24 protein-coding genes are annotated in these 23,331 nt (G+C 64.7%); 4 read left to right on the forward strand and 20 right to left on the reverse strand.

The window, feature by feature from the left end; translation table 11 throughout:
• Window positions 1-6: 6 nt before the first annotated feature.
• The 7 genes from MSB02_RS08710 to MSB02_RS08740 form a co-directional block, all read right to left on the reverse strand.
• Window positions 7-300: a co-chaperone GroES gene (locus tag MSB02_RS08710; protein ID WP_267194849.1), complete on the reverse strand. Its 294-nt coding sequence runs from the start codon at window positions 298-300 to the stop codon at window positions 7-9.
• A 261-nt stretch (window positions 301-561) separates the two neighbouring features.
• Window positions 562-2,046, reverse strand: a complete 1,485-nt coding sequence (locus MSB02_RS08715; RefSeq protein ID WP_267194850.1) for a cell wall-binding repeat-containing protein — start codon at window positions 2,044-2,046, stop codon at window positions 562-564.
• Between the two features lie 224 nt (window positions 2,047-2,270).
• Window positions 2,271-3,764, reverse strand: a complete 1,494-nt coding sequence (gene tsaD, locus MSB02_RS08720; protein WP_267194851.1) for a tRNA (adenosine(37)-N6)-threonylcarbamoyltransferase complex transferase subunit TsaD — start codon at window positions 3,762-3,764, stop codon at window positions 2,271-2,273.
• Window positions 3,761-4,582, reverse strand: coding sequence for a tRNA (adenosine(37)-N6)-threonylcarbamoyltransferase complex dimerization subunit type 1 TsaB (gene tsaB / locus MSB02_RS08725; RefSeq protein ID WP_267194852.1), 822 nt, complete (start codon window positions 4,580-4,582; stop codon window positions 3,761-3,763). The genes tsaD and tsaB overlap by 4 nt, the downstream gene beginning before the upstream one ends.
• Complete coding sequence (tsaE, locus tag MSB02_RS08730) at window positions 4,579-5,061, reverse strand: tRNA (adenosine(37)-N6)-threonylcarbamoyltransferase complex ATPase subunit type 1 TsaE (RefSeq protein WP_267194853.1); 483 nt, start codon at window positions 5,059-5,061, stop codon at window positions 4,579-4,581. The genes tsaB and tsaE overlap by 4 nt, the downstream gene beginning before the upstream one ends.
• A 10-nt stretch (window positions 5,062-5,071) precedes the next feature.
• Window positions 5,072-5,707, reverse strand: a complete 636-nt coding sequence (locus MSB02_RS08735; RefSeq protein ID WP_267194854.1) for a uracil-DNA glycosylase — start codon at window positions 5,705-5,707, stop codon at window positions 5,072-5,074.
• Window positions 5,708-5,720: 13 nt separating this feature from the next.
• Window positions 5,721-6,236 carry a nitroreductase family protein gene (locus MSB02_RS08740; protein WP_267194855.1) on the reverse strand — a complete coding sequence of 172 codons (516 nt, stop codon included), beginning with the start codon at window positions 6,234-6,236 and terminating at the stop codon, window positions 5,721-5,723.
• 134 nt (window positions 6,237-6,370) lie between these two features.
• Between MSB02_RS08740 and MSB02_RS08745 the strand changes: the two genes are divergently transcribed.
• Entirely contained in the window at window positions 6,371-6,715 is a 345-nt protein-coding gene (locus tag MSB02_RS08745) for a hypothetical protein (protein WP_267194856.1), read from the forward strand.
• A gap of 244 nt (window positions 6,716-6,959) precedes the next feature.
• Here MSB02_RS08745 and MSB02_RS08750 read toward each other — a convergent pair whose 3' ends face one another.
• The 13 genes from MSB02_RS08750 to MSB02_RS08810 form a co-directional block, all read right to left on the reverse strand.
• Entirely contained in the window at window positions 6,960-7,607 is a 648-nt protein-coding gene (locus MSB02_RS08750) for a V-type ATP synthase subunit D (protein WP_267194857.1), read from the reverse strand.
• A gap of 32 nt (window positions 7,608-7,639) precedes the next feature.
• A complete protein-coding gene (locus MSB02_RS08755) occupies window positions 7,640-9,070 on the reverse strand; it encodes a V-type ATP synthase subunit B (protein ID WP_267194858.1) in 1,431 nt (476 codons plus the stop codon).
• On the reverse strand, window positions 9,071-10,825 hold the full coding sequence (locus MSB02_RS08760) for a V-type ATP synthase subunit A (protein ID WP_267194859.1): 1,755 nt from the start codon (window positions 10,823-10,825) through the stop codon (window positions 9,071-9,073).
• Window positions 10,825-11,157 (reverse strand): V-type ATP synthase subunit F, encoded by a 333-nt coding sequence (locus MSB02_RS08765; RefSeq protein ID WP_267194860.1) that lies wholly within the window; start codon window positions 11,155-11,157, stop codon window positions 10,825-10,827. Before MSB02_RS08765 ends, MSB02_RS08760 begins: the two co-directional genes overlap by 1 nt.
• Complete coding sequence (gene ahaC, locus MSB02_RS08770) at window positions 11,150-12,256, reverse strand: ATP synthase A1 subunit C (RefSeq protein ID WP_267194861.1); 1,107 nt, start codon at window positions 12,254-12,256, stop codon at window positions 11,150-11,152. Before ahaC ends, MSB02_RS08765 begins: the two co-directional genes overlap by 8 nt.
• A complete protein-coding gene (locus MSB02_RS08775; RefSeq protein ID WP_267194862.1) occupies window positions 12,253-12,831 on the reverse strand; it encodes a V-type ATP synthase subunit E in 579 nt (192 codons plus the stop codon). The genes ahaC and MSB02_RS08775 overlap by 4 nt, the downstream gene beginning before the upstream one ends.
• Before the next feature lie 43 nt (window positions 12,832-12,874).
• The gene (locus MSB02_RS10540; protein ID WP_323748524.1) at window positions 12,875-13,198 is read right to left on the reverse strand and encodes a hypothetical protein; all 324 of its coding nucleotides are present in this window, start codon (window positions 13,196-13,198) and stop codon (window positions 12,875-12,877) included.
• Window positions 13,195-15,162, reverse strand: a complete 1,968-nt coding sequence (locus MSB02_RS08785) for a V-type ATP synthase subunit I (RefSeq protein ID WP_267194863.1) — start codon at window positions 15,160-15,162, stop codon at window positions 13,195-13,197. Before MSB02_RS08785 ends, MSB02_RS10540 begins: the two co-directional genes overlap by 4 nt.
• 61 nt (window positions 15,163-15,223) lie before the next feature.
• On the reverse strand, window positions 15,224-15,592 hold the full coding sequence (locus tag MSB02_RS08790) for a V-type ATPase subunit subunit G family protein (protein WP_267194864.1): 369 nt from the start codon (window positions 15,590-15,592) through the stop codon (window positions 15,224-15,226).
• 225 nt (window positions 15,593-15,817) lie between these two features.
• Window positions 15,818-16,942: an alanine racemase gene (gene alr / locus MSB02_RS08795; RefSeq protein WP_267194865.1), complete on the reverse strand. Its 1,125-nt coding sequence runs from the start codon at window positions 16,940-16,942 to the stop codon at window positions 15,818-15,820.
• 3 nt (window positions 16,943-16,945) lie between these two features.
• Window positions 16,946-17,407: a CBS domain-containing protein gene (locus MSB02_RS08800; protein WP_267194866.1), complete on the reverse strand. Its 462-nt coding sequence runs from the start codon at window positions 17,405-17,407 to the stop codon at window positions 16,946-16,948.
• A 50-nt stretch (window positions 17,408-17,457) separates the two neighbouring features.
• A complete protein-coding gene (locus MSB02_RS08805; RefSeq protein ID WP_267194867.1) occupies window positions 17,458-18,957 on the reverse strand; it encodes an NAD(P)H-hydrate dehydratase in 1,500 nt (499 codons plus the stop codon).
• Window positions 18,958-19,024: 67 nt separating this feature from the next.
• Window positions 19,025-19,525: a holo-ACP synthase gene (locus MSB02_RS08810; protein WP_267194868.1), complete on the reverse strand. Its 501-nt coding sequence runs from the start codon at window positions 19,523-19,525 to the stop codon at window positions 19,025-19,027.
• Window positions 19,526-19,733: 208 nt separating this feature from the next.
• On the opposite strand from MSB02_RS08810, the gene MSB02_RS08815 reads away from it, so the two are divergent.
• The 3 genes from MSB02_RS08815 to MSB02_RS08825 are packed head-to-tail and all read left to right on the forward strand — an operon-like array spanning window position 19,734 to window position 23,281.
• Window positions 19,734-20,936, forward strand: coding sequence for a UDP-N-acetylglucosamine pyrophosphorylase (locus MSB02_RS08815; protein ID WP_267194869.1), 1,203 nt, complete (start codon window positions 19,734-19,736; stop codon window positions 20,934-20,936).
• A gap of 29 nt (window positions 20,937-20,965) precedes the next feature.
• Window positions 20,966-22,315, forward strand: a complete 1,350-nt coding sequence (gene glmM, locus MSB02_RS08820) for a phosphoglucosamine mutase (protein ID WP_267194870.1) — start codon at window positions 20,966-20,968, stop codon at window positions 22,313-22,315.
• A gap of 9 nt (window positions 22,316-22,324) precedes the next feature.
• On the forward strand, window positions 22,325-23,281 hold the full coding sequence (locus tag MSB02_RS08825; RefSeq protein WP_267194871.1) for a 6-phosphogluconolactonase: 957 nt from the start codon (window positions 22,325-22,327) through the stop codon (window positions 23,279-23,281).
• The last annotated feature ends 50 nt before the right edge of the window (window positions 23,282-23,331 follow it).

The following is a 23,331-nucleotide window of genomic DNA, read 5'->3' on the forward strand; positions in this document are numbered from 1 at the left end:
CGGATGCTAGCCGTTCGCTACGGCCAGGATGTCGTTCTGGGACATGATGAAGAACTCCTCGCCCTCGATCTTGATCGAGGTCTTGCCCCACTCCTTGTAGATGACGACGTCGCCGACCTTCACGTCCATCGGCACACGCTTCTCACCCTCGTCGTCCCAGCGGCCGTCGCCCACCGCGACGATCTCGCCCTTCTGAGGCTTCTCTTTGGCTGAGTCCGGGATCACGAGACCGCTCTTGGTCTGCTCCTCGGCCTTGGCCGGCTTGACGACGACGTTGTCGAACAGCGGCTTCAGGTTCATGCTCTACCCTCCTGTTTCTTCGATCGGAACGAACACACTGGATACCGCACCACGTGCGGAGATCACCCTGCGTCCCCTTGCGGTCGTTTGGCACTCGCGCCCTCCGAGTGCCAAGCAACGTGATTCTAGGCCGAGAGGACGTGCGAATGCAATACCCGTCACACAAAATCTGATGGTGTCGCACTCAGATTCCGGCGCACACGAAGAGGGCCGGTGAATCCCGGCCCTCTCGGCGATGCTGTGTCTTGCTGTCGGGAAGGATCAGTTCGGCACGGAAGCCCGCAAGGCGTTGAACTGGTTCAGCACGGTATCGCTCACCGCGCTCGTGCCGCCCACCACGTAGCAGAGCGAATCAGGCTGCCCGTGGTCCTCCACGAACGCCTTGACTTCCCCGGAGAGCGACGTGGGGCTCGTGAGCATGATGGGGCCATACACACCGTTGCCCGCGCCGTACTGATACACCATGGGGGCTGCGACCAGGGCGTCCGGCCAGTTGAGGCCGCTCACCAGGATCATACGGTCGGCGTTCAGGCCGATGTCGACGCCGTGCTCCGCGACCGCCCACGCCGTCGCGTAACGTGAACCGCCCGACAGGCGGTCGACGTTCGCTGCGCCGAGCATGTCCACGAGATCATCCTCGACATCGGATGAGACCACGGCCTCCCCGCCGATGACGTAAGCCGTGGTTATGCCGAGATCATCGATCGCCTGTGCCGCCTCGGGTGACAGCGACCCCTGTGCCGTCAACAGCACCGGGGAGCCCATGTACACGGAGGGTGCGCCTACTGCCACACCATCCGCCCATGCGGTGCCCCCGACGATGTAGGCGGTGTCGGTGATCCCCGCGACGGAATCGACAGCCTCTGCGACCATGGCCGCAGTCTCGTAACGGTTGGCGCCGCTCAGCCGTACGATCTCGAGATTCTCTTCCTTCAGGCTCGCCGCCACCTCGGGGATGGCCCGGAGCTGCGTCTCCACGGCGGACGGCACCGCAACCGTGCCACCAAGGATGTAGATGGTCAGCGGGCTGTTGTCGTAGTAGACCGCGGGTCGCAGGATCCTTGAGATCTCCGCCCGCGTCTCGGCGCTCAGGCCGGTCGGACCCGAGAGCAGCAATGGTCCGTCGACCGACGACGCGAGCAAGCCGCCGGCAAGCGCATCCGCAGGACTCGAACCGCTCGTGATGACCACGCCGGACGTGTAGAACCCGTAGTCGTAGTACGTGTGATACATCTGGTACATCAGCTTCGAGATCTCAACACCTGTCCGGTACCTGTCCGCACCGGCGATGCGGCGCGCGAAGCCCTTGTCCCAGTGCAGCGTGTACATCCCGGTCTCGCCGTCACCGTAGCCGGTGACTTCGAGGAAGTACGTGCCTGGCGAGGAAGCTTCCCACTGGATGAACTCCGAGTACGCCGACCAGTAGCTGTGGTCATCCGAACTCTCCACCTCGGTAAGCGAGCCATCGGCTTCGAGCTTGTAGAGGTACATGTACAGATCGAAGTAGGTATTGCCTTCGGTGATCTGTGTCTCGAACACGAACGGCGTGCCGGTGGCCGAGACGCTGAACTTCATCCAGTCGGTATCGGTCCAGGAGTCCAGCGTGTGATAGCTGGTCTTCGGCAGTGTCCGGGCTGTCGTGGATGTGTCATCCGATTCCCATGAGTCTGCCGGCACCGACACCGTGGCCTGCGTGGAGATGCCGGAATCTCCCGGCTTGGCGAACGCGACGCTCGACACCATCATGAGCAGTGCGCACCACACTGCCAACACAGTGACACCAGTACTCCCCCGTCTCACGAGCATACTCACGTGCCCCCTCTCGGTACACGCCGACGCATCCGCGCGGCGGCACCCTCAGACGATATCGGATTGATGATACCCCTTGGAGGCGGTCATCGTATGCGGCATGGATTCATAATGCGTAAGGATACGCAGCGCGGCACCGTGCCTCTGCCGGATGGTATCGGTCAGACGGCGTGGCCGAGGCGTAGGTTGGGCACAGCATCCGCCCCCAGACCCAGGAAGCGGCCGGCCGAGATCGCATCGTGCGCGGCTGCCGCGATCATCGCCGCATTGTCGGTGCACAGGTCCATGGGTGGCACACTCAACCTGACACCCATATCATCAAGCGCACCCCGAAGACGCTCGCGCAGGAACGGGTTTGCTGCGACACCGCCGGCGAGCACCACGGCGCGGGCCCCGTGCTCGTTCACCGCACGCACCGTCTTGGCCACCTGCACATCGGTCACCGCGGCCTGGAACGATGCGGCGATATCCGGAAGGCGCAGTGCCCTGCCTGCCGACCGCTCCCCCTCCACGTACTGGATCACCGCGGTCTTGAGGCCCGACAACGAAACGTTGAGGTCGTCGGTCCGGAGCATCGGGCGCGGGAACGGGATCGCCTGTTGGTCACCATCAACGGCGAGACGCGACAACACCGGTCCGCCCGGGTAGCCCAGCCCGAGCAACTTGGCGACCTTATCGAACGCCTCGCCTACGGCGTCATCCAGGGTCCTGCCGATCGTCTCGTACCTGCCCCACTCGGTGATGTGCACGAGCATGGTGTGCCCACCCGACACGAGCAGCGCCACGATAGGGGGCTCGAGGCCCGGGTCGAGCAGACGGGCCGCGTAGATGTGTCCTTCCAGATGGTTCACCCCCACCAGAGGCAGACCGGCTGTGTACGCCAGACCCTTCGCATACGCCACGCCGACGACGAGCGCCCCCACAAGGCCGGGTCCGATGGTCACCGCCATCGCGTGGCAGTCGGACAGCCTCACACCGGCCGCCTCCAGCGCCTCGTCCACGACCCCCGCTATCGCCTCCGTGTGCTTGCGAGACGCGATCTCCGGCACCACGCCACCGAACCTCGCGTGGAAATCCACCTGGCTCGCTACGACGTTGGACAGCTGCTCCGTGCCGCCTCGCATGACCGAAGCCGCCGTTTCATCGCACGAACTCTCTATGGCCAGCACGAGATCGTCACCGGCCACGGCCGCTCGCATCGCGTCCAAGTGCGGGCCCAGTGGTCGCGACCACATCAACAGAGCGTCATCGCCCGTGCGCGGGTAATACCCTCGGCGTCGCCCTCTGATGTCGAAACCGCACGACTCGTACAGGCTGACGGCAGCCGCGTTGGACGCCGCCACCTCGAGCGTCATCCGACGCGCACCCAGCGCCACCGATCCTTCCGCGAGGGCCCAGAGCAGTCGACGCCCGAGACCGGAACCGCGCACCCCCGGCTCTACGGCGAGGTCCATGAGGTGTGCGTCACCATGCGTGACCATCACACCACCGTAACCCTGGATCCGACCATCAGGTGACGTCGCCACGAGCCACGAGCGATCGGGCCGGCCCAGTTCGTCCCCGAAAAGCGCCTCGTTCCACGGGTCGTCGAAGCTGGTACGCTCGATCCCCGCGATCGCGGGGATATCGGACCCTGTCATCGGGCGTACGCTCATCGTGGTCCACCCTCCAGCGGACCTGCCACACCGTTCGCGGGAGTCGAGGAGCGCTCACGTCTGCGCTCCGCCTCCTCGGCATCCGACAGACGGGTGTAGATCGGCAGCAATCTCCCGGGGTGCGCCTTCTCATACGCCTCTGCGGTCGACATGCCGGCTACAGAGGAGAGCGTGCTGTCACCCGTAGCGGCCCACGCCGCGGCCACGAGGCCCGCCCCGTCAGGCGTCCACCATCGCGACTCTGCAACGACCGCACATTCGCCCAAGACCTCCTCGAACACCATACGATGCTTCGCGAGCCCGGCGCCGACCAGTACGACCTTCTCACGTAGCGATGACCACGCGGCGGCACAGGCCTGCGGAGACGTCACCCCGTAGTCGCCGTGTCGCGTGAGCCCCTCCGGCGTCACCCGGAATAGAGCCGGGTAGACCTCGCCCCGCATGGCATCACCTATCACGCCGATGAGACCCCCGGGGTCGACCTGTCCTGCGAGCCACACCCTCCACGCGATCGCATCGAGTGTGCTGAACCCGACCAGCGGGAGCCGCCCGCCATGCGCCGCCCCTTTCGCGGTCGCGACGCCGATGCGGACACCGGTGAAGGACCCCGGGCCGCGCCCGCACGCGACCGCGGCGAGGTCCGCCGGCTCGATGCCCCTCTCGCTCAGAAGGGTATCCATAGCCGCGAGCAGTACCGTGTTCGCTGCCCGTGGTGCTGGCCGGTCCACCTCCGCAAGCAACCTGCCGGGGTCGTCAAGGTCCCCGACGCCAAGGGCCAGGTGGTCGGTCGCCGTGTCGAACGCGATGAAGGGCCTCATGCACGCCCCCTGCTGCCCAGCACGTCAAGCCACTGGCGTGCGAGTTCACGGCCCCTGGCCCCCGAGGACTCGATGGCCATCCTGCGCTCGTCGTCCGTACCCCGCGCTATCGATACGAGAACGTGGTCGTGCGGGAGCACTCCCGGGAACCGGTCGCCCCATTCGATGAAGGACACGCCGTCGGCCTCGATCGTCTCGAAGAACCCGATATCCTCCAGTTCACGCGCTCCCTCCAGCCGATACAGGTCGAAGTGATACAACGGCAGGGCGCCCGGATGCACGAGCAACAGGTTGAACGTGGGGCTGGTGACAGGATCGGTCACGCCAAGCCCGCGAGCGACGCCCTGCACGAGATGCGTCTTACCGGCGCCAAGATCCCCCGCGAGCGCCACCACGTCGCCCGCACGCAAGAGTGGCGCTAGCAGCGCTCCCGCTCGCTCCGTCTCCACAACGCTATGGGTGATGAACGCCGAGATCATACGCGCTTCCTCAGAACAGCGGCGGCTGGTCCGGATGCGGCGCACCGTCGTCCGCTGCGCCACGCTCAAGAACGACCTTCAGCCGACGGAAGTCCTCGAACAAGACCTGCGCCTTCGACCTGTCGTACAACGCCGCAGCCGGATGGAAGATCGGCACGATCCCCCGCCCGTCCTTCTCGAACAGACGCCCCCTCAGTGCGCTGATGGGGCGAGCCGTGTCCAGCACGAACCTCGTGGCGTGGTTGCCGAGCGTCGCCACCACAAGGGGGTCGATCAACCTCACCTGTTCGGTGAGGAACGGCGTGCACGTGACCACCTCCTCCGGGAGGGGGTCACGGTTCCCCGGCGGACGGCACTTGAGGATGTTCGCGATATACACGTCCTGCCGCTGCAGCCCGATGCTGCCAAGCAGTTCGTCGAGCAGACGCCCCGCAGCGCCCACGAACGGCTCGCCCTTGAGGTCCTCGTTGCGCCCCGGGGCTTCTCCGATGAACATCAGCCGTGCATGCGGATCGCCCGTGCCGAAGACGAGAGTGGTGCGCGTGTCCCCCAGCGGGCACCGGTGACAATCCCCGATCCTCGCGCGCAAAGCAACGAGGCCGGACAGGTCGGCGACATCACCCTCGTGCACATCAGGGTCGTACATCACCTGCACATCCTCAGAGCCAGGTGGTTATCTCATCGATGGGACGCCTGGTCGGTCTCCCGCCCGATTCTGCGGGATGGCCGATCGGCAGCACGGCGATGGGGGTGACGGGCGGGACAGCACCTATCGCTTCCGCTACCGCGCGATCGTCGAACGCGCCGATCCAGCACGACGCCAGACCCCTGTCCACGGCGGTCAACAGGATCATCTCCACCGCTGCCGCGGTGTCCTGCAGGCAATACAGATACTCCCCGCGGTCGCCGTAGCGGGCCGCGCTCGGGCGGGGGTCCACCGCCACCACGAGAACCAGCGGCGCGGCTGCCGCCCAGCGCTGGGAGAGCGCACCCGCCAGGCGCTCCCGCGCCTCCGCGGACCGCACTACGAAGAAGCGCCACGGCTGGATGTTGCCGGCAGACGGAGCGGTCACAGCAGCCTCAAGCAGGGCCGTGACGTCGGCGTCGCTCACGGCAAGCTTCGTGTTGAAGCGCCGAACGCTCCTCCTCCTGGCAACGACATCGCTGAACTCCATGCGCTTCCTTCTCATCACGATCTGCCATCATCCGAACCCGACCATTGTATCCGAGCATGGTCATCGACGATATGCGGACTCCAGCAGGAGGAGCGACCTGTGGCGGCGAACATACCTATCAGGAGGTGGCGCCGATGAACAGCAACAGACCCGATCTCACCGATGAAGACATCGGCATGAGGGCGTTCCAGCTGCGCAAGGCGAAGGCCGTCGAGCGCGCGATGGAGCGGATACGGCAGGGCCTCAAGGCCGACTGGGCCATGTTCACGCAACGTGACCTCAACGACCTCAACTGGATCCTCGGCGAGTTGTGGGCATACGAGAAGCGGGCCGACTGGGAGGACCTGCACTTCAGCAAACTCACAGCCGAGGATGTGCAGAGCCTGATCGCCGACGGACGCACGCTGCACAACGAGTCACACAACACCGTGGAGGCACTTGAGCGGATCGGGGAACTGGTCCGTTCACGCAGCGTCTGACGCGTGTCATACCCTCACAGCCTACCCGCGTTCGGAGGAGATCCTCCGGGCGCGGGTTCGCGTTCCAGACGGGTTCGCGCTCCTGAGCTCGACCGCGGCACGGACCCGGCACCCTATGCACGGGCCGACCGTGAACGTCGTTGAGTGGAGGCCGTGGCGATCCCGGGGAATGCGGTGAGGCGACACGTCGAACCCCCCGGTGGACGAGTCGCCTCACAGTATGGATCAGGCAGATGCAGCGACCCTACGACGCGTGGGCGGCTTTCTTCTGCTCGATCTTCTTCTTGACCTTCTTGAGCCGGAACAGCTCCTCGCGAGACCGCTCGTCGAGCGCCTGACGGATGTACGCGACCTGCTCCTTGAGCTGCGGCACCGTGATCTGCTCCAGCGCGTTCACGCGCCGGTTGGTCTTCTGGATCTCCTCGCCCAGCCGCTTGAGCCGTGTCTCGATATCCGCGTACTCGATGATCACGTCGAGGATCCGTTCGAACTTGTCCGCGGTCTCATCGATTCGGGATGACACGCCCGTGATCGCGTACCCACGTGTGAACGACGTACGCAACGGACTCTCGCCCTTCGTCACCACCGGCACCGCGATACCCATGATCTTCGTACCGGTCATGTCGATGGTCACCTCGCCGCGGGTGGCGAACGCCGCGGAACGAACAGCCACGGTCCCGTCCACGGCCTTTGCGATCGCGAGGCTGTACTGCGCCTCGTTGGTCGTGCGCTGCAGATCGTTCGACAACCGCAACGTCTCATCCATCACGGACATGAACTCGATGAGCAGGGCGTCACGCTTCTGCTTGAGCAGGTCCATGCCCTGCTGGGCCAGCGTGATCTGCTGCTTGCGTTCCAGCAACTCGGATCTGGTAGGTCGTACTTCTTCCACGTGTCACCTCCCCGCCTCGCTCGACGGACGGCCTACAGGTCGCCCATCTCGGCCGCCTTGTTGGCGGCAGCGGTGGGATGGTACTTGTCGATGAAGTCTCGTACACGCTTGAGCTCGGCGATCGGCAGTTCGCTCATGAGTTCCCAGCCCAGGGAGAGCGTCTCTTCGATCGTACGTCCCTCATCACCCTGGCCGATGACCTGCGCCTCGAAGGCGTCCGCGAAGTGCAGATACCGGCGATCGGTGTCGGAAAGCGCCTCCTCGCCGACGATCGCGACGAGTCTGCGGAGGTCACGACCCTGCGCATATGCCGCATAGAGTTGGTTCGCCACCGCACGGTGATCGTCCCTTGTCTTGCCTTCGCCGATACCAAGGTTCATCAGGCGGGACAGACACGGCAGCACGTCGATCGGCGGGAACACGCCACGACGGTGCAGGTGCCTGGAAAGCACGATCTGCCCCTCGGTGATGTAGCCCGTTAGATCGGGGATCGGGTGCGTGATGTCATCGTCAGGCATCGAGAGGATCGGCAACTGGGTCACGGAGCCCTTCTGGCCCTTGATGCGACCCGCGCGCTCGTAAATCGTCGAGAGGTCCGTGTACATGTAGCCAGGGTAGCCACGGCGACCCGGCACCTCCTCGCGAGCAGTCGAGACCTCGCGCAACGCCTCACAGTAGTTCGTCATGTCCGTAAGGATCACGAGCACCTGGAGGTCCTTCTCGAACGCGAGGTACTCGGCGACGGTGAGCGCGCACTTCGGCGTAAGTAGACGTTCGACCGTTGGATCGTCGGCCAGGTTCAGGAAGAAGACCACGCGCTCCAGAGCGCCGGTCGACTCGAACTGGTTCATGAAGTAGGCCGCCTCGCGATGGGTGATACCCATCGCGCCGAAGACGATGGCGAACTCCTCGCCCGACTTCACTCGTGCCTGCCTGATGATCTGTGCCGCAAGCTCGTTCGCCGGAAGACCAGAGCCCGAGAAAATCGGCAGCTTCTGACCGCGCACGAGGGTGGTCAGCCCGTCGATAGCGGAGATGCCGGTCTCGATGAAGTCCGCCGGCTGAGCGCGGCGGAACGGGTTGATCGGCGAACCGTTGATGTCGAGGCGCTGCTCCGGGATGATCGGGGCGCCACCATCGATGGGCTTGCCGGTACCGTTGAGGATACGCCCCATCAGTTCGGGCGCCACATCGATCATGGCGACCTCTTCGAGGAAGCGGACACGCGTGCGATCGATGTCGATACCCTGCGTACCCTCGAACACCTGGATGACGGCGGTACTGCCCGAGACCTCGAGAACCTGTCCGCTGCGCTCGCTACCATCGGACATCAGAACCGCGACCATCTCGTTGTACGCGACGCCGTGGACGTTCTCCACGAAGATCAGAGGACCGGTGACATAGGTCAGCGTCCGGTACTCGGTGGAGAGCAGTGAGCGGTCGGTTGTTGCCTCCACGGTCATCTACAGCACCTCGATTCCGGCGATCTGTTCATTGATCTCCTGCACCAGCACCGGCATGCGCTCGAGCGCATCCTCGTGCGGTGTCGTCTTCATACGCGAGACCTCATCACGCAGCGGTAGCTGCATGACCTGACGGAGCGACACGCCGCGCGACATCGCCTGCGTGGCCGCGTCGTTGAAGGCGAGGATCGTCTTGAGGATCCAGTACGCCTTCTTGGGCGGGCAGTAGGCGTCGATCTCGTCGAAAGCGAACTGCTGCAGGAAGTCCTCACGCAGCATGCGTGCCACCTCGAGGATGATCTTCTCGGTCTCGGGGAGCGCATCAGGGCCCACCAGCTGGACGATCTCCTGCAGTTCCGTCTCCTTCTGGAGGATCGACATGGCACGCTCTCGCACGACGCGCCAGTCGTCCGCGACCTCGTCCTCGAACCAGTCACGAACCTGGCCGAGATAGAGGGTGTACGACTTCGTCCACGAGATCGCCGGGAAGTGACGGCGGTGTGCGAGCGATGTATCGAGGGCCCAGAAGGCACCGGTGACACGAAGCGAGTTCTGCGTCATCGGCTCCGACATGTCACCACCTGCAGGCGAGACGGCGCCCACCATGGTGACCGATCCGACCCGTTCGCCGTCTCCAAGCGCCTCCACGCGTCCGGAGCGCTCGTAGAAACTCGCGAGTCGAGTAGCGAGGTAGGCTGGGTAGCCCTCCTCGCCGGGCATCTCTTCCAGACGGCCGGAGACCTCGCGGAGCGCTTCGCCCCATCGGGAGGTGGAGTCGGCCATCATCGCGACGCTGTACCCCATGTCGCGGTAGTACTCCGCCAGCGTGACGCCCGTGTAGATCGATGCCTCACGAGCGGCCACCGGCATGTTCGATGTGTTTGCCACGAGAACGGTACGGTCCATCAGTTTGTGCCCCGTACGCGGGTCGTCAAGTTCCGGGAACTCAGCGAGGACCTCGGTCATCTCGTTGCCGCGCTCACCGCAACCGACGTAGATGATGATGTCCACGTCCGCCCACTTGGCGAGCGACTGCTGCGTGACCGTCTTGCCCGTCCCGAAGCCACCCGGGATGATCGCGTTGCCCCCGAGCGCCACCGGGAAGAACGTGTCGAGGATGCGCATCCCCGTCATGAACGGGGTGGTCGGGTCGAGCTTGCGCTTGTACGGACGTCCGTACCTGACCGGCCACCACTGGCTCATCGTGATCTCGGCGCCGTCCTCGAGCCGTGCCACGACCTCGTCGATCGTATACGAACCGGGCTCGACGATCGTGGCGATCGTCCCCTTCACGTCCGGCGGGACCATGACCCGGTGGATCACGGTACCACCCTCGGGCGTGGTGCCGATGACGTCGCCGCCAGTCACAGCCTGGCCGACCTTCGCCACAGGGGTGAAGTCCCACTTCTTCGACCGGTCGAGAGCGCTTGCGACGGTACCGCGAGCGATGAAGTCGCTCCCGGTCTCCTCAGCGATGACCGGCAACGGCCGCTGGATGCCGTCGTAGATCGACGACAGGAGCCCCGGACCGAGCTCCAGCTTGAGCGGCGCGCCTGTTGACTCGACCGGCTCACCGATCAGCAGGCCTGAAGTATCCTCGTAGACCTGGATCGTAGCGAGCTCGCCCTCGAGCCTGATGACCTCGCCCATGAGGCCGGCATCGCCGACCCGGACGACGTCGTACATCTTGGTACCCGTCATGCCGTCTGCGACGACGACAGGACCGGTGATCTTTGAAAGTGTTCCGACAATCATCAGCCTCGCCTCAGAGTGATATCGAATCCGACGGCCCGTCTGATCAGGCGAGAGAGATACGCCCGATGGTCCTCTTCCGTGGTCAACTTCTCGCGTATCGGCAATGAGATCACGATCGGCCGATACGACTGGTTGATCTTCTGTTGCGTGCGTTCGTCGATCTCGGTCATGAAGGACTCGTTCACCGCGACGATACCGCTCTCGTCATCGTCGATGAGCGCGGACAGCTTGCGGCGTGCGTCCTCTTCAGACTCGGCGACGTGCACTGTCACACCTGCCAGGCCGAACCCGTCAGCAGTGTCGGGATCGGTGAGAACGATGAGCTTATACAATGATGAGCTCCTCCCTCATCCGCTCCTCCGGCATACCGACAGACACGCCCTTGACCACGATGCGCAGGTTCGTCACCTCGTTCGCCTTGGTCCACAGATAGCTGATCGTGAGTCCGATGCCGAGGGTGTCGGTCTTGCTGGTCTCGAACGCGAGGCGGAAGAGGTAGTCTTCCAGCGCACGCTCGAACACCGACACCGAACCCTTCTCCATGTAGGCCAGAGCAGCCTGGTCCAGCGGCTTGCCATACGGCGTCTTCCTGATCCGATCGAACACCTCATCGACGTCAGACATCGCCGAGAGCTCGGTGAACAGCGGCTCGGTCACTACCTTGCCGCCCGGAACGAAGAAGCGAGAGGCCTCCTCTTCCGGCAGATCCGCGTTCAACAGCCTGATGCTCGTGAGCAGGTTCATCGTGTCGACCTGCGCCGCGAGGAATCCGCGGGCGATCTTCTTGTTCTCCCTGCATCCCTTCAGCCGCTTGGATGCCCATCCGTAGTAGTAGCGGTCGAGAGCGAGCTCCAACAGCGAGAGATCCTCGCTCTCCGTGTAATCCGGGAGCACCTCGCGAAGCGGGACTGCGAACGGCAGACCCCATGTGCCGAGGGTATCCACCACGCTGCGGATGCCCGACTGCCGCGCCAGCTCATCGGTGTCGATCTTCGAGAGCTGGCCCACCGTGATCAGACTGTCCGTGATCTCCTCCTCGGACAACCCCATGTGCTTTCCGCGAAGGATGGTCTTGATGTTGAACAGATCCCATCGGCCAAGCAGTGTGGTGATGAGCTGCGTGCCCTCCTTGTTGGAATAGCCGAGCACCTTGTTGAAGGTCCTCACCATGTTGTCCTTCAGCGCCTCGTCCACGTTCGCCGCAGTGTGCCCGTGCAGGATCCGGGTCTCGAGATCCGGCCCATACTCGGTCTGCATCAACGCGGAGATGACGTCTCCGATGTCCTTGGAGGCCATCAACTCGTCGAAGAACGCGCGCTTCAGCAGTCGCGAACGCATCCCGCGGATGCGGGCGTTCGTATACCCGTAGTCTCTTCCGGACGGACGGTAGCCCCTTTGTACCGGGGGCGCTGCTGGTTTGCGGGTCTTCATGAAGTCAGGACCTCGGCGATATGGGTGCCGGCGACGTTACGCGCCTTGTGCAGGCGGCTTTCGAACGTGTTGTCGTGGACGACACGCCCTCCGTGGGTCGAGACGATCACACCACCGATAGTCTCAAGGGTCGGAGCGACGGTGAACGTGATCCCCAGATCGCTTGCGATCTTCTTGGCGAGATCCGCGTCCTCCGGTCCGACCTGCACTTCGCACTCGCCGTCGACTCTCGTCGACGCCTCCTTCAGGAGTTCGGCGAAGATGCGTTCGTACTCCGGCGTTCCACGCATGGCGGCGAGCCGGTCCGCTGCCTCGTCGAAAACGGCGTCCACTGCGTTGTCACGCACTTCGGCCATATCACGTCTGACCTGCAAGCGGGCAGCGTTCACTGCCTTGGTCGCCTTGTTCTGTACTGCGACCTCTGCGGCCTCGATCTTGGCGCTCGTGATCCGCTCTGCCTCGTCCTTGGCCTCATGCTCGATAGCGTCAGCCTGGACGGTGGCAGCATGCAGGATGCGATTCACCTCACCGTCGGCCTGCTCCTCAAGTGCTCTGAAGATGTCTTCGATCGCCATGCGTCAGTCCCTCCGTGGATATCGCCTTCAGCGCACCGCAGTGCTACATCGTGCCGATCATGAACGCGATGACGAAGCCGAGGAGCACGATGACCTCAGGAAGGGCCATCATGATGATCATGTTCATACCGACCTCGGGACGCTCGGCGAGCGTACCTGCAGCGGCGGAACCGATCTTGGACTGAGCGTAAGCGGCGCTCATCGCGGCGATGCTCATCGACGCGCCGGCCGCAGCGTACTTGGCGACCTGCCCTGCGTCGCCGAGCTCAGCGCCGCCGCTTTCCTGGGCCAGCGCCATGGCCGGGACGATCATGGCAGTCAGGAATGTACTCCCGAATACCACCTTTGCGAGCCTGTTCTTGATCATGCGCTCTTTTCACCTCCGGTTTTGTGGAACGGCTGATACTCTGCATTGCTCTTCTCGTAGTACTTCTGGCCGAACTCGTAGAAATTGAGACGCATCGCGTGAATCGTTGGCGTGAACAACGCCAGGATCAGGTGCAGCGCGTGGAAGAACAGCGCCACCACTATGCCAACGCCAGGAGGCATCGCGTCAGCCATCGAATTGATGGCCGTTGCGAAGATGGCGTCTGACAGGCCGACCGCCATGATACGCAGGTAACTGGCGGTGTGGCTCATCAGTTCGAGCGTCTCGACGAACCCCATCATCCCTCCATAGCGCATCGCGACCAGGAATCCGCCACCCATCAGGATGCCGGCGATCGCCATACCCACGCCCTTCAAGCCAGCCAGCGCGGGTATCATCGCCACGACCAGGATGACGACACCGACCATCAGCCCAGTAAGTCCTCCCTTCATCCATGCATGCTTCATGTGCTTCGAGCGGGAAGCGTTGATCGTTCCCATGACCAGACCGATGATCATCTGGATGACGCCGAGTCCGAGCGCGAGGACCATCAACGTCATCACGTCGTGCTCGCGGTTGTATGGCACTCCGAACCCTACAAGCTTGAACCACGGGTCCGGCAGTCCCAGCCATCCCTGCTGCCACGGGATCGCTCCGAAGAACTCCCCGTAGAAGATGCCGAACAGGATGGTGGATGTGGCGGCGGGACCGAGAAGACCCGTGCCGATCTGGATCATCTCCTTGTCCTTGTACTTGAAGCGGAGCCACAGCACGATCGCAAGCATGACCGCGCCGTACCCGACGTCACCGACGATCATCCCGAAGATGAGCGGGTAGCTGATCGCCCAGACGAGCGAAGCGTCGATGGTGCCGTACTGGGGCGATCCGCCCATCAGGTACTTCATGGCCCACTCGGAAGGCTGGATCCACTTGGGATTCTTCATCGCGACCGGGACGTCGCAGTACTCGCACTCGTCGATCTCGAGCTGGTTCACGATGACGTCAGGGCCGAACTTGTCGTAGATGTACTTGCTGAACTCCTTGATCTGCTCGACCGGCAGCCACCCGGTGATCACGAAGGCATATTCCGTGGCGCCGAACTTGGGGATGGCCGCCCCTTCGTCGATCTTGTCGACAAGCACGTCACGGACTGTCGTCAGCTTCGTATACCACTGGCTCGACATGGATCCGAGCTCCGCCCGCACCTTCTCCATCTGTGCAGGCAACTCTTTCCTGCGCTCGCGGAGCTGGTCGTAAGCGACGTCGAACGGCATGTCCTGGAACTCCGACGGCAGCCGCACCTGGTTCACGTTCTCCATGGCCAGGAACTTGTGTACCGCCTCCGAGTACTTCCTCCCGAAGACGATGATGACCGCTGTGGTGTCCTCATCCACATCGGTGGAAACGATCTCGCACTGGTTGTTCGTGATCGCATCGAGCTCCTTCTTGAGCCCGTCCAGGGCGCCCTTGTAGCGGCGCTCCACCAGCAGCGCCACGGAATCGTAGGCGCCCGTGGTGACGATCTGCTTGGCGAGTGGCTGGATCTTCTCAAGGATCGGCTCGTACCTGGCCAGGAGGCCCATCTCCGCCTCCATGGCGAACTGCGCCTGAGCGAGGCTCGAGGTACGGTCCTCGACCTGGTCTATCACGCTGGTGACCTCAGCCGCCAGCTCCTTGGAATCCATCTGCCACAACTCAAGGTAGTGCTTCTGCCTGCCGACCTCATCCACTTCACCGGGGGGCAGGTGAAGCGCCTTGATGATCGAGCGCAGACGAATCAGCAACTCCTCCATGCGCTCCTGCTCGACGACCTGGTTCTCCACGACCTCCATGTGCTCCAGTGGGAGCTCGCCGGCATCAATCTTCTTCGTCAGGTCCTCGATATGCAGCGTGCCGGCCTCATGGAGCGCCGTCAGAACATCCAGGAAGATGTTCTTAGGGCCGATCAGCTCCATTCGTGCCATTGGGACCAACATACGCGCCCTCCCCCCCGATTCATCGGGATTCTCGAGCTGCCCGCGAGCGTCAGAACGATGTGACCAACTTCACAAGATAGTCGGCTGCATCGCCCTGGCGTGTCGCCAATTCCTTCTTGAGACCCTCTACTTCTGCAGTACCGTCCGCCTCCACCTTCTTGATGGAGCCCTCGACGCCTGCAAGCACCTTGTCCGCGTGCTCCTTGGCGAGACGGTCCGCGTCCTCCTGGGCGGTACGCACGATCTCCAACGCCCGCTGTCGCGCGTCACTGACCATCTTGTCCGCCTGGTTGCGGGCAGCGAACACGCGCCCGGAGATCTCCATCTCCTTCTCGCGGATCTGGAAGAGCGGGGATGAGGCGTCCTTGCTTGTGACGTCCTGATTGAACCTGATCTCCTCAAGAACCTTCTCGTCCATCGACCTCTCCTTGCGATGCAGCGATCGGGGCACACCTTCGCGATGGGCTGCGCCAGCCACACGCGCGCCCACGCGGCTCCATGACGGCACGCCGGTGGGATGGTGCATCCGCATCTGTCTGTGAGCGTGATTCGCCAACGCGGCGAAGAACTCCTGCAAGCAAGAATGAAGAATCTCGGAGAAGGATCGCGCCGTGGCGCCGCGCGGGCATCGGCGGGGTCGACCTCAGGCGCGGAGGGACCGTCGCTCCATCCGAAGCGAGAAAGCGCATGCCATCTCGTAGTTGATCGTGCCGGCACGCTGAGCCAACTCGTCCATCGCGATGTGCTCGGACCCCTGACGACCGACGACCACCGCCTCGTCCCCCGCCCTCACATCCATGCCACCGGGTATCTCCACCATCATCTGGTCCATGCACACCCGCCCCACCTGCCGGCAACGGACGCCACGTATCAGGACGTCCATCTGGTTGGAGAGCACGCGGTGGATGCCGTCGGCATACCCGACCGGAAGCGTCGCGATGGTGGTCGGTCCGCTCGCATGCCAGGTCAGCCCGTAGCTCACACCGTCACCCAGTCCTATCCGCTTCACGTAGGAGACTCTCGTCTTCACGCTCATCGCGGGCCTGAGGTCGACACGGCCCACGGTGGCCGCGGACGCGTCGAGTCCGTAGATAGCGATGCCGCACCGCACCATGTCGTGATGGGAGTCGGCATGCAGGATGGTGGCCGCGCTGTTGGCGGCATGTACGATCGAAGGCCTGACACCGGTGGCCCGGATGTCCTCGAGCGCGTCGCGGAAGCGGTCCACCTGACGCGCGAAATCCCAGTCCCCGGGCACATCAGCAGTAGCGAAATGCGTGAAGACGCCCTCGAGCCTGATTCCCGGGAGGCCCTTCAACCAGGCCGCGAACTCCCCCACGTCCTCGGGCTTCACGCCGATGCGGTTCATCCCGGTGTCGACCTTCAGGTGGCAGATGGCCGGTGTGCCGATTGATGCAGCCTGCCGCGAGAGCGCGAGCGCCATCTCGCGGGTGGTGAGCGTGACCGTCACACCATCGCGCACGAGCATTCCGGCCGCCTCGACGGGCGGCTCGGCGAGGACCTGGAGCGGCACGCTGATGCCCGATGCGCGCAACTCGAGAGCCTCATCGACTGTAGCGACACCGAGATGGTCAGCACCCGCGCGGAGCGCCGCGCGTGAGACCGTGAGTGCACCGTGCCCGTACCCGTCCGCCTTGACCACAGCCATGAAGCGAGTGTGGGGGGGCGTGAGGGCCTTGAGCGCCCTCACGTTGTGCGCGATGGCGTTCTCGTCGACCTCCACCCATGCGGGACGCTCGTAGGGCATCCGCTAGCCCTCGACGATGAGCGAACGCACGATGTCCGACTTGCTGATGATGCCTACAAGCCGGTCACCGTCGAGGACCGGGACGCGGCTGACGTCGCGATCCACCATCAGGGTGGCGACATCGCTCACCAGGGCATCGGCCTGGACCGTCACCGGGTCAGCGCTCATCACGTCCTCCACCGTGGCTCCGACCGCCTTCTTGAGCTCCGACTCGAAGCGCGCCGTCGCGGGCGGGTACATGATGAAACCGTCGAGCAGGTGCAGGTACGTAGGGAACTCGACCTTGACGTCACGCATGATCAGATCACCCTCTGTGACGAGGCCGATCAACGCGTCTCCATCGAGAACGGGCAGCGCCCCGACCCGGCTCTCCACCATCATGCGAGCCGCATCGGTCACGGAGAGATCACGCTCGACCGTGATGGGGTCCTTCGTCATGATGTCGCGTGCGGTAAGAGCAGCCATGGTACCTCCGGTCGTCGACGTCTGGGAGAGCCTGCGCCCTCAGGATGATTCTACCCGCCGGACAGCTCACGGACAGCCAGGTGTATGTAGCCGGGAAGGTCGACTGCGGTAAGACACGTGTCCGTGAGATCCTCCGCACCACGCTCACCGGCCCGCCCGTGGAGATACGCGCCGAGCACGGCGGCATCGAACGTATCGACCCCCTGCGCCAATGCGGTGCCGATCATGCCCGCGAGCACGTCGCCCGTGCCGGCCCTGGCCAGCCCCGGCCCGCCGGAACCCACGATCGCCGAACGTCCGCCTCCGACGACCAGCGTGCCGGGCCCCTTCAGCAGACAGACCAACCTGTCTCCCGAGAGAGCGGAGGCGGCCTTCAGCCGATCATGGCTCACAGCTGACACGTCACTCCCGAGAAGCCGTCCCGCCTCCCCCGGATGCGGCGTGATCACGGTCGGCGCGTTCCTGCGACGCAAGGCGTCGACTTCCCCCGTCAGGACGTTCAGAGCGTCGGCATCCAGGAGCAAGGGCGTGGCAGCCTCGGCTATCAGCGCGCGCACCGCCGCCGCAGGCCCCGTGCCCGTCGTCAGCCCCGGTCCTACGACCACGGCGTCGGCGCCGGAGACGGCCTCGAGCACCTCGACCGCGCTCGCGATCGCGCCGTCGTCGTCGGCAGCGACCAGTCGGACGATCGCGTTCGGCCACGCCTGACGTACCACCCCGGCAGCGGGTGCAGGGGTGACGACATGCACGTAGCCGGCCCCCATCCTGAGCGCTCCCGCCGCGGCGAGCGCCGCGGCTCCGGGGTATGCGGCCGAGCCGGCCACGACCGCGACGGTGCCCCGCGAACCCTTGTGGTCCTCGGGCGCCGGCCAGCGCATCAGGCCGCGCAGATCGCACCTGCCGGGGACCTCGAGAGCGCCGACTCCATCTACGGGAACACCGATGTCCACCACCACGACCCGCCCGGACAGAGACCGGCCCGGCTCCATGAGCAGCCCCGGCTTCAGTGCCGAGAAGGTCACGGTCATCGCGGCCCTTACGACAGGACCCGCAGCCATACCGGTGTCGGCGTCAAGTCCCGACGGTATGTCGGCCGAGACCACCGGAACGCCGCATGTGGCGATGGCGCCGATGAGGGAGCGGTACGGCTCGCGCACGGCGCCGTGGAGGCCGATTCCGAAGATCGCGTCGATCACGACCGATGAGCCCTCGACAGCTCGCTCGAGCGTGCGCGCATCGGAGACATGCTGCCATGCGACGCTTCCCGATGCCGCCGCTGCCGCCTCACGGGCCTCGCCGGCGAGCCCATCAGGCTCCCGGAGCGCGAGCACCTGCACGGCGCGACCCGCCTCGGCGAGCGCACGGGCCGCGACCCACCCGTCACCACCGTTGTTGCCTGCGCCGCACACGATGGTCACGCTGCCCGATGGATGGGCGCGCTGGACCTCGGCGGCGAGAGCGGCGCCCGCACGTTCCATCAGACCGCTGAGCGTCGTGTCCGCCGCAGCCTCCGCTGCGCGCATCCGCTCCGATGTGAGCGCGTACCGCATGTGCCCCCCTCCCTGCCAGAAGGCGCATGGCCTCACGGGAGATCCGATGGACCTGCTCGCCGTGCCCTCAGGGCTGTTCGTTCCCCACCTCATCGAGGAAAGACCGCGCGTCCTTGAACGACGCCGCGAGCCGCTCCTGCGGGGTCTCCAACTCCGCCTCGACCTTCGGCCGCATGTCCTCGGTGATCGCCACGGCCGACGCCACCGCGTTCTCATGGGTGAACGACAGCGAGAGGTGCACCTCCACGACTCCCGCGGCCTCCGCCACCTCGGCGGCGCGCCCGCTCAGATGCGGAGACGGTCGTCCCCGCTCATCGCGCACGACCTCGACGTCCCGGAAGCGCATGCCCGAGAAACCCGTACCCAGCGCCTTGAGAACCGCCTCTTTCGCGGCGAACCGCATGGCGTAGTGGATCTCCGGCTTGTTGCGACCCTCGCAGTAGGCACGCTCCTCATCCGAGAAGAGCCGCTCCTTCATGCGGGGGCGCCTTTCGAGCGCATCGCGCATACGCGCGATCTCGACTATGTCCACGCCGAGCCCTGTGATCGCCCGGTGTTCTGCACTCATGCGTCTTCTGCTTCCTGTGTCACGGGTGGACCGCACAACCTTACACGTCGCGACCTGCTCACGGAAGAGGCTCCGCCCCGTGGCAGCGCTGGAGCGCGGGTCGTCCTTGACAGTGGGGTTGTGCTGCGGGAGTCTTGCCCGGACCCCCGGGAACACGGCTAAGATGGACTCGCGCACATCGAACACGCGGCCCGCCAAGGAGGCCCCAATGGATCCGCAGCCACGCGCTCACGAGAACGTCGTCCGGCTGATCGAGAAAGGGGTCGACGTCCGCGCCCCCCTGAGCGTCGATGTGGGTGACGAGGTCGATGTCACCCGGATCTCGGGCGACGGCGTCACCATCTACCCCGGATGCCGCATCTACGGCGAACGCACGGTGATATCGGAGGGCTGCACGCTCGGGGCCGAGGGGCCGGTCACACTCGACGACTGCAGGCTCGGCCCGCGTGTCGCCCTCAAGGGCGGCTACTTCAAGCGGTCGGTGTTCCTCGAGAAGGCCAACATGGGTCTTGGCGCCCAGGTCCGCGAGGGCTGTCTTCTCGAGGAGGAGGCGAACGGCGCGCACTGTGTAGGCCTGAAGCAGACCATCCTCTTCCCGTTCGTCACGCTCGGCAGCCTTATCAACTTCTGCGACTGCTTCATGGCCGGCGGCACGAGCAGGAAGGACCACAGCGAGGTCGGGAGCTCATACGTCCACTTCAACTACACGCCTGACGGCGACAAGACGACCGCATCTCTCTTCGGCGACGTCCCACGCGGCGTCATGCTCGACCGGCCACCCATCTTCCTCGGGGGACAGGGCGGCGCAGTAGGACCCGTCAGGGTGGGCTACGGAACGGTGGTCGCGGCCGGGTCCGTCCTCCGGGCGGACGTCGGCGACGACCGCCTCGTGTTCGCATCGCCACCCGAGAGCCACGAGCGGCAGCATCAACCCCTTTCGTACCGCAACCTGTCGCGAGTGGTGGCGAACAACCTGGCGTACCTGGCCAACCTCGTTGCGCTCGAGCACTGGTACCGCGAAGTGCGTGCGCCGTTCTTCGAGCGGCAGGCCCTGGGCGACCTCGTGTATGAAGGCGCGCTCGACATGCTCGCGCTCGCGAAGACCGAGCGCACCAAGCGTCTGTCGGCCATGGCGGCCAAGGTACCCCGCTCCACCGAGGCTGCCGAGCAGTTCGCGGCTGGAGTGGACCGCATCGCGACGGACTTTATGGAAGCGCGCGGTATCGCCGACGCATCGGCATTCCTGCGGCACATCGAGGGATCCTGGAAGGCGGGTAACTACCTGGAAACGATGCAGGGCCTCAGCCCGGAAGCGAAAGCGGCAGGAGTACAGTGGCTCGAGGAGATCGTCGCACGCCTCACACAAGAGGCTGCTGACATCCTGCCGGCGATGGATCTTCCGTCCGCATGAGACGAGACACCTGAGAAGAGGAGCCTGTGATGGGTAAGCTGTTCGGGACCGACGGCATCCGCGGGGAAGCCAACAAGTACCCCCTCGACGCCATGACCGCCTTCTCGCTCGGCCAGGCGGTCACGAAGGTGTTGAGCGAGGAGCACCACACCACGCGGGTGGTCATCGGCAAGGACACCCGCCTGTCCGGCTACATGCTGGAGAGCGCGCTCGAGGCCGGCGTGACATCGATGGGAGGCGTCCCCTACCTCGTGGGCGTTCTGCCCACCCCCGGCATCGCCTTCATCACCGAGAGCATGCGCGCCGATGCGGGCATCGTCATCTCCGCGTCGCACAACCCGTACCAGGACAACGGGCTGAAGGTCTTCTCGGGTCGCGGCTTCAAGCTGTCCGACGCCCAGGAAGACGCCATCGAAGAGCTCATGCTCGGGGGCGACCTTCCCTCCATGGTGCCGGCGCCGCACGACATGGGGCGCGCATACCGCCTCGATGACGCGACCGGCCGCTACATCGTCTTCCTGAAGAACACCTTCCCGCGCGAGCTGTCTATGGAGGGCATGAAGATCGTGCTCGATACGGCGAACGGGGCCGCGTATCGCGTGGCGCCGGACGCGTTCACCGAGCTCGGCGCGGACGTGACCGTGATCCACGATGAGCCCAACGGCCTGAACATCAACGATCGATGCGGCTCGCAGCACACAGAGGACCTTCGTGAAGCCGTGGTGGAGGCTGGTGCGGCGGTGGGACTCGCGTTCGACGGCGACGCCGACAGGCTGATCGCGGTCGACGAGCTCGGAAACGAGATCACCGGTGACCAGATCCTCATGATCTGCGCCAAGGCGCTCAAGGACGAAGGCCGCCTCAAGAACGATCTCGTCGTCTCAACCATCATGAGCAACCTCGGGCTTCGGATCGCCTGCAAGCGCTACGGCTTCAAACACCACGCGGCGAAAGTCGGCGACCGGTATGTGCTCGAGGACATGCAGCGACTCGGCGCCATCATCGGAGGCGAAGAGTCCGGGCACATGATCTTCCTCGAACACCACACCACAGGAGACGGCATCCTCACCGCCATGCAGCTGCTCGCCGCGATGGTCAAGACCGGACGACCTCTGTCCGAGCTCGCCAAGCTGATGGACGTGTTCCCGCAGAAGCTCATCAACGTCGACGTTAAGAGCAAGCCTCCGATCGAGACCGTTCCCGCGATCGTGGAGGCAATCAAGACCGCCGAGGCCGAACTCGGCGAAGAGGGCCGCGTCCTGGTGAGGTACTCGGGAACCCAGAACATGTGCCGTGTCATGGTAGAAGGACCCACGGACGACGTGACCGAGAGGCTGGCCGCTCAGGTGGCCGACGTCGTCAGAGATTCCATCGGATAGGGAGCCGCCATGCCCTTCAAGATCTTCGTCACGCGCGATTTCGACCACATGAGCAGGGTGGCGGCCGATGTCGTCATAGCCGATATCAAGGAGAAGCAGGCTGCCAAGGACGAGTATGTGCTCGGCCTGGCCACCGGCAACTCGCCCACCGGACTGTACAAGGAGCTCGCGCGCGCGTTCAACGAGGGGACGATAGATGCCCCCAGGGTCAGGAGCTTCAATCTCGACGAGTACGTCGGACTCCCCGGCGAGAACGCCCAGCAGCGGGCGCTCCATCCCGAGTCGTACAGCTACTTCATGATCCGGGAGCTCTTCGGTCTGCTCGACCCCACATTCACCGAGACGAACGTCCCATGGGGCACGCTCATCGACCAGGATGAGCTGGTGACCGCGCTCGAAGCCAAGCCGTCGCAGTACGAGCTCCAGGGCACCGACAAGGGCAAGGCGATCGTCATCAAGCCCGACGCCGACGGCTTCCTCGGGTGGATCCGACGGGAAGTGCTCGATGCGTATGAGGCGAAGATCGAGCGCTTCGGCGGGATCGACCTTCACGTGGTAGGCGTTGGAGGCCGGGGGCACGTGGCGTTCCACGAGAGCGGCATCCCCTTCGACGGCAACAGCATGCTGCTGGTCCGACTGGATGACAACACTGTTGAGAACGCGGTGACGGACGGTCACTTCGCGTCCGTCGATGAGAGTCCACGCTACGCGATATCCATGGGAGCCGAACTCGTGTACAAGGCCAGAACGGTCGTTCTTGTCGCGAACGGGAGCCGCAAGACCGCCCCGGTGGCCGAATCGATCCTCGGCGATGTCACCTGCGATGTCCCGATCAGCCGGAGTCAGAGCTGCGTTGCCGACGGCGGCACGCTCGTGTACGTTCTCGACGAGACGGCAGCCATGGAGCTGCTCGACCGCCGCGACGAGGTCGAGTCCAGGGGGTACGAGATCATCGACCTCCGCTGAAGCACCGGTCCGCGCCGTCGCCACCCACGAGGCGGCGACCGCCCGCGACC

Origin of the sequence: Anaerosoma tenue, from assembly GCF_023161965.1 — a bacterium.
GTDB classification, from domain to species: Bacteria; Actinomycetota; Coriobacteriia; order Anaerosomatales; family Anaerosomataceae; genus Anaerosoma; species Anaerosoma tenue.

Excerpts from the sequence above, each read along its gene's own strand:
- MSB02_RS08810 (WP_267194868.1), bottom strand. The coding sequence starts at position 19,525 with ATGAGTGCAGAACACCGGGCGATCACAGGGCTCGGCGTGGACATAGTC.
- MSB02_RS08710 (WP_267194849.1), bottom strand. The coding sequence starts at position 300 with ATGAACCTGAAGCCGCTGTTCGACAACGTCGTCGTCAAGCCGGCCAAG.
- MSB02_RS10540 (WP_323748524.1), bottom strand. The coding sequence starts at position 13,198 with ATGATCAAGAACAGGCTCGCAAAGGTGGTATTCGGGAGTACATTCCTG.
- glmM (WP_267194870.1), top strand. The coding sequence starts at position 20,966 with ATGGGTAAGCTGTTCGGGACCGACGGCATCCGCGGGGAAGCCAACAAG.
- MSB02_RS08785 (WP_267194863.1), bottom strand. The coding sequence starts at position 15,162 with ATGGCACGAATGGAGCTGATCGGCCCTAAGAACATCTTCCTGGATGTT.
- alr (WP_267194865.1), bottom strand. The coding sequence starts at position 16,942 with ATGCCCTACGAGCGTCCCGCATGGGTGGAGGTCGACGAGAACGCCATC.
- MSB02_RS08800 (WP_267194866.1), bottom strand. The coding sequence starts at position 17,407 with ATGGCTGCTCTTACCGCACGCGACATCATGACGAAGGACCCCATCACG.
- MSB02_RS08740 (WP_267194855.1), bottom strand. The coding sequence starts at position 6,236 with ATGGAGTTCAGCGATGTCGTTGCCAGGAGGAGGAGCGTTCGGCGCTTC.
- MSB02_RS08815 (WP_267194869.1), top strand. The coding sequence starts at position 19,734 with ATGGATCCGCAGCCACGCGCTCACGAGAACGTCGTCCGGCTGATCGAG.
- tsaB (WP_267194852.1), bottom strand. The coding sequence starts at position 4,582 with ATGAGGCCCTTCATCGCGTTCGACACGGCGACCGACCACCTGGCCCTT.
- MSB02_RS08745 (WP_267194856.1), top strand. The coding sequence starts at position 6,371 with ATGAACAGCAACAGACCCGATCTCACCGATGAAGACATCGGCATGAGG.
- tsaE (WP_267194853.1), bottom strand. The coding sequence starts at position 5,061 with ATGATCTCGGCGTTCATCACCCATAGCGTTGTGGAGACGGAGCGAGCG.
- tsaD (WP_267194851.1), bottom strand. The coding sequence starts at position 3,764 with ATGAGCGTACGCCCGATGACAGGGTCCGATATCCCCGCGATCGCGGGG.
- MSB02_RS08790 (WP_267194864.1), bottom strand. The coding sequence starts at position 15,592 with ATGGACGAGAAGGTTCTTGAGGAGATCAGGTTCAATCAGGACGTCACA.
- MSB02_RS08715 (WP_267194850.1), bottom strand. The coding sequence starts at position 2,046 with ATGATGGTGTCGAGCGTCGCGTTCGCCAAGCCGGGAGATTCCGGCATC.
- ahaC (WP_267194861.1), bottom strand. The coding sequence starts at position 12,256 with ATGAAGACCCGCAAACCAGCAGCGCCCCCGGTACAAAGGGGCTACCGT.
- MSB02_RS08755 (WP_267194858.1), bottom strand. The coding sequence starts at position 9,070 with ATGACCGTGGAGGCAACAACCGACCGCTCACTGCTCTCCACCGAGTAC.
- MSB02_RS08805 (WP_267194867.1), bottom strand. The coding sequence starts at position 18,957 with ATGCGGTACGCGCTCACATCGGAGCGGATGCGCGCAGCGGAGGCTGCG.
- MSB02_RS08760 (WP_267194859.1), bottom strand. The coding sequence starts at position 10,825 with ATGATTGTCGGAACACTTTCAAAGATCACCGGTCCTGTCGTCGTCGCA.
- MSB02_RS08735 (WP_267194854.1), bottom strand. The coding sequence starts at position 5,707 with ATGTACGACCCTGATGTGCACGAGGGTGATGTCGCCGACCTGTCCGGC.
- MSB02_RS08775 (WP_267194862.1), bottom strand. The coding sequence starts at position 12,831 with ATGGCGATCGAAGACATCTTCAGAGCACTTGAGGAGCAGGCCGACGGT.
- MSB02_RS08825 (WP_267194871.1), top strand. The coding sequence starts at position 22,325 with ATGCCCTTCAAGATCTTCGTCACGCGCGATTTCGACCACATGAGCAGG.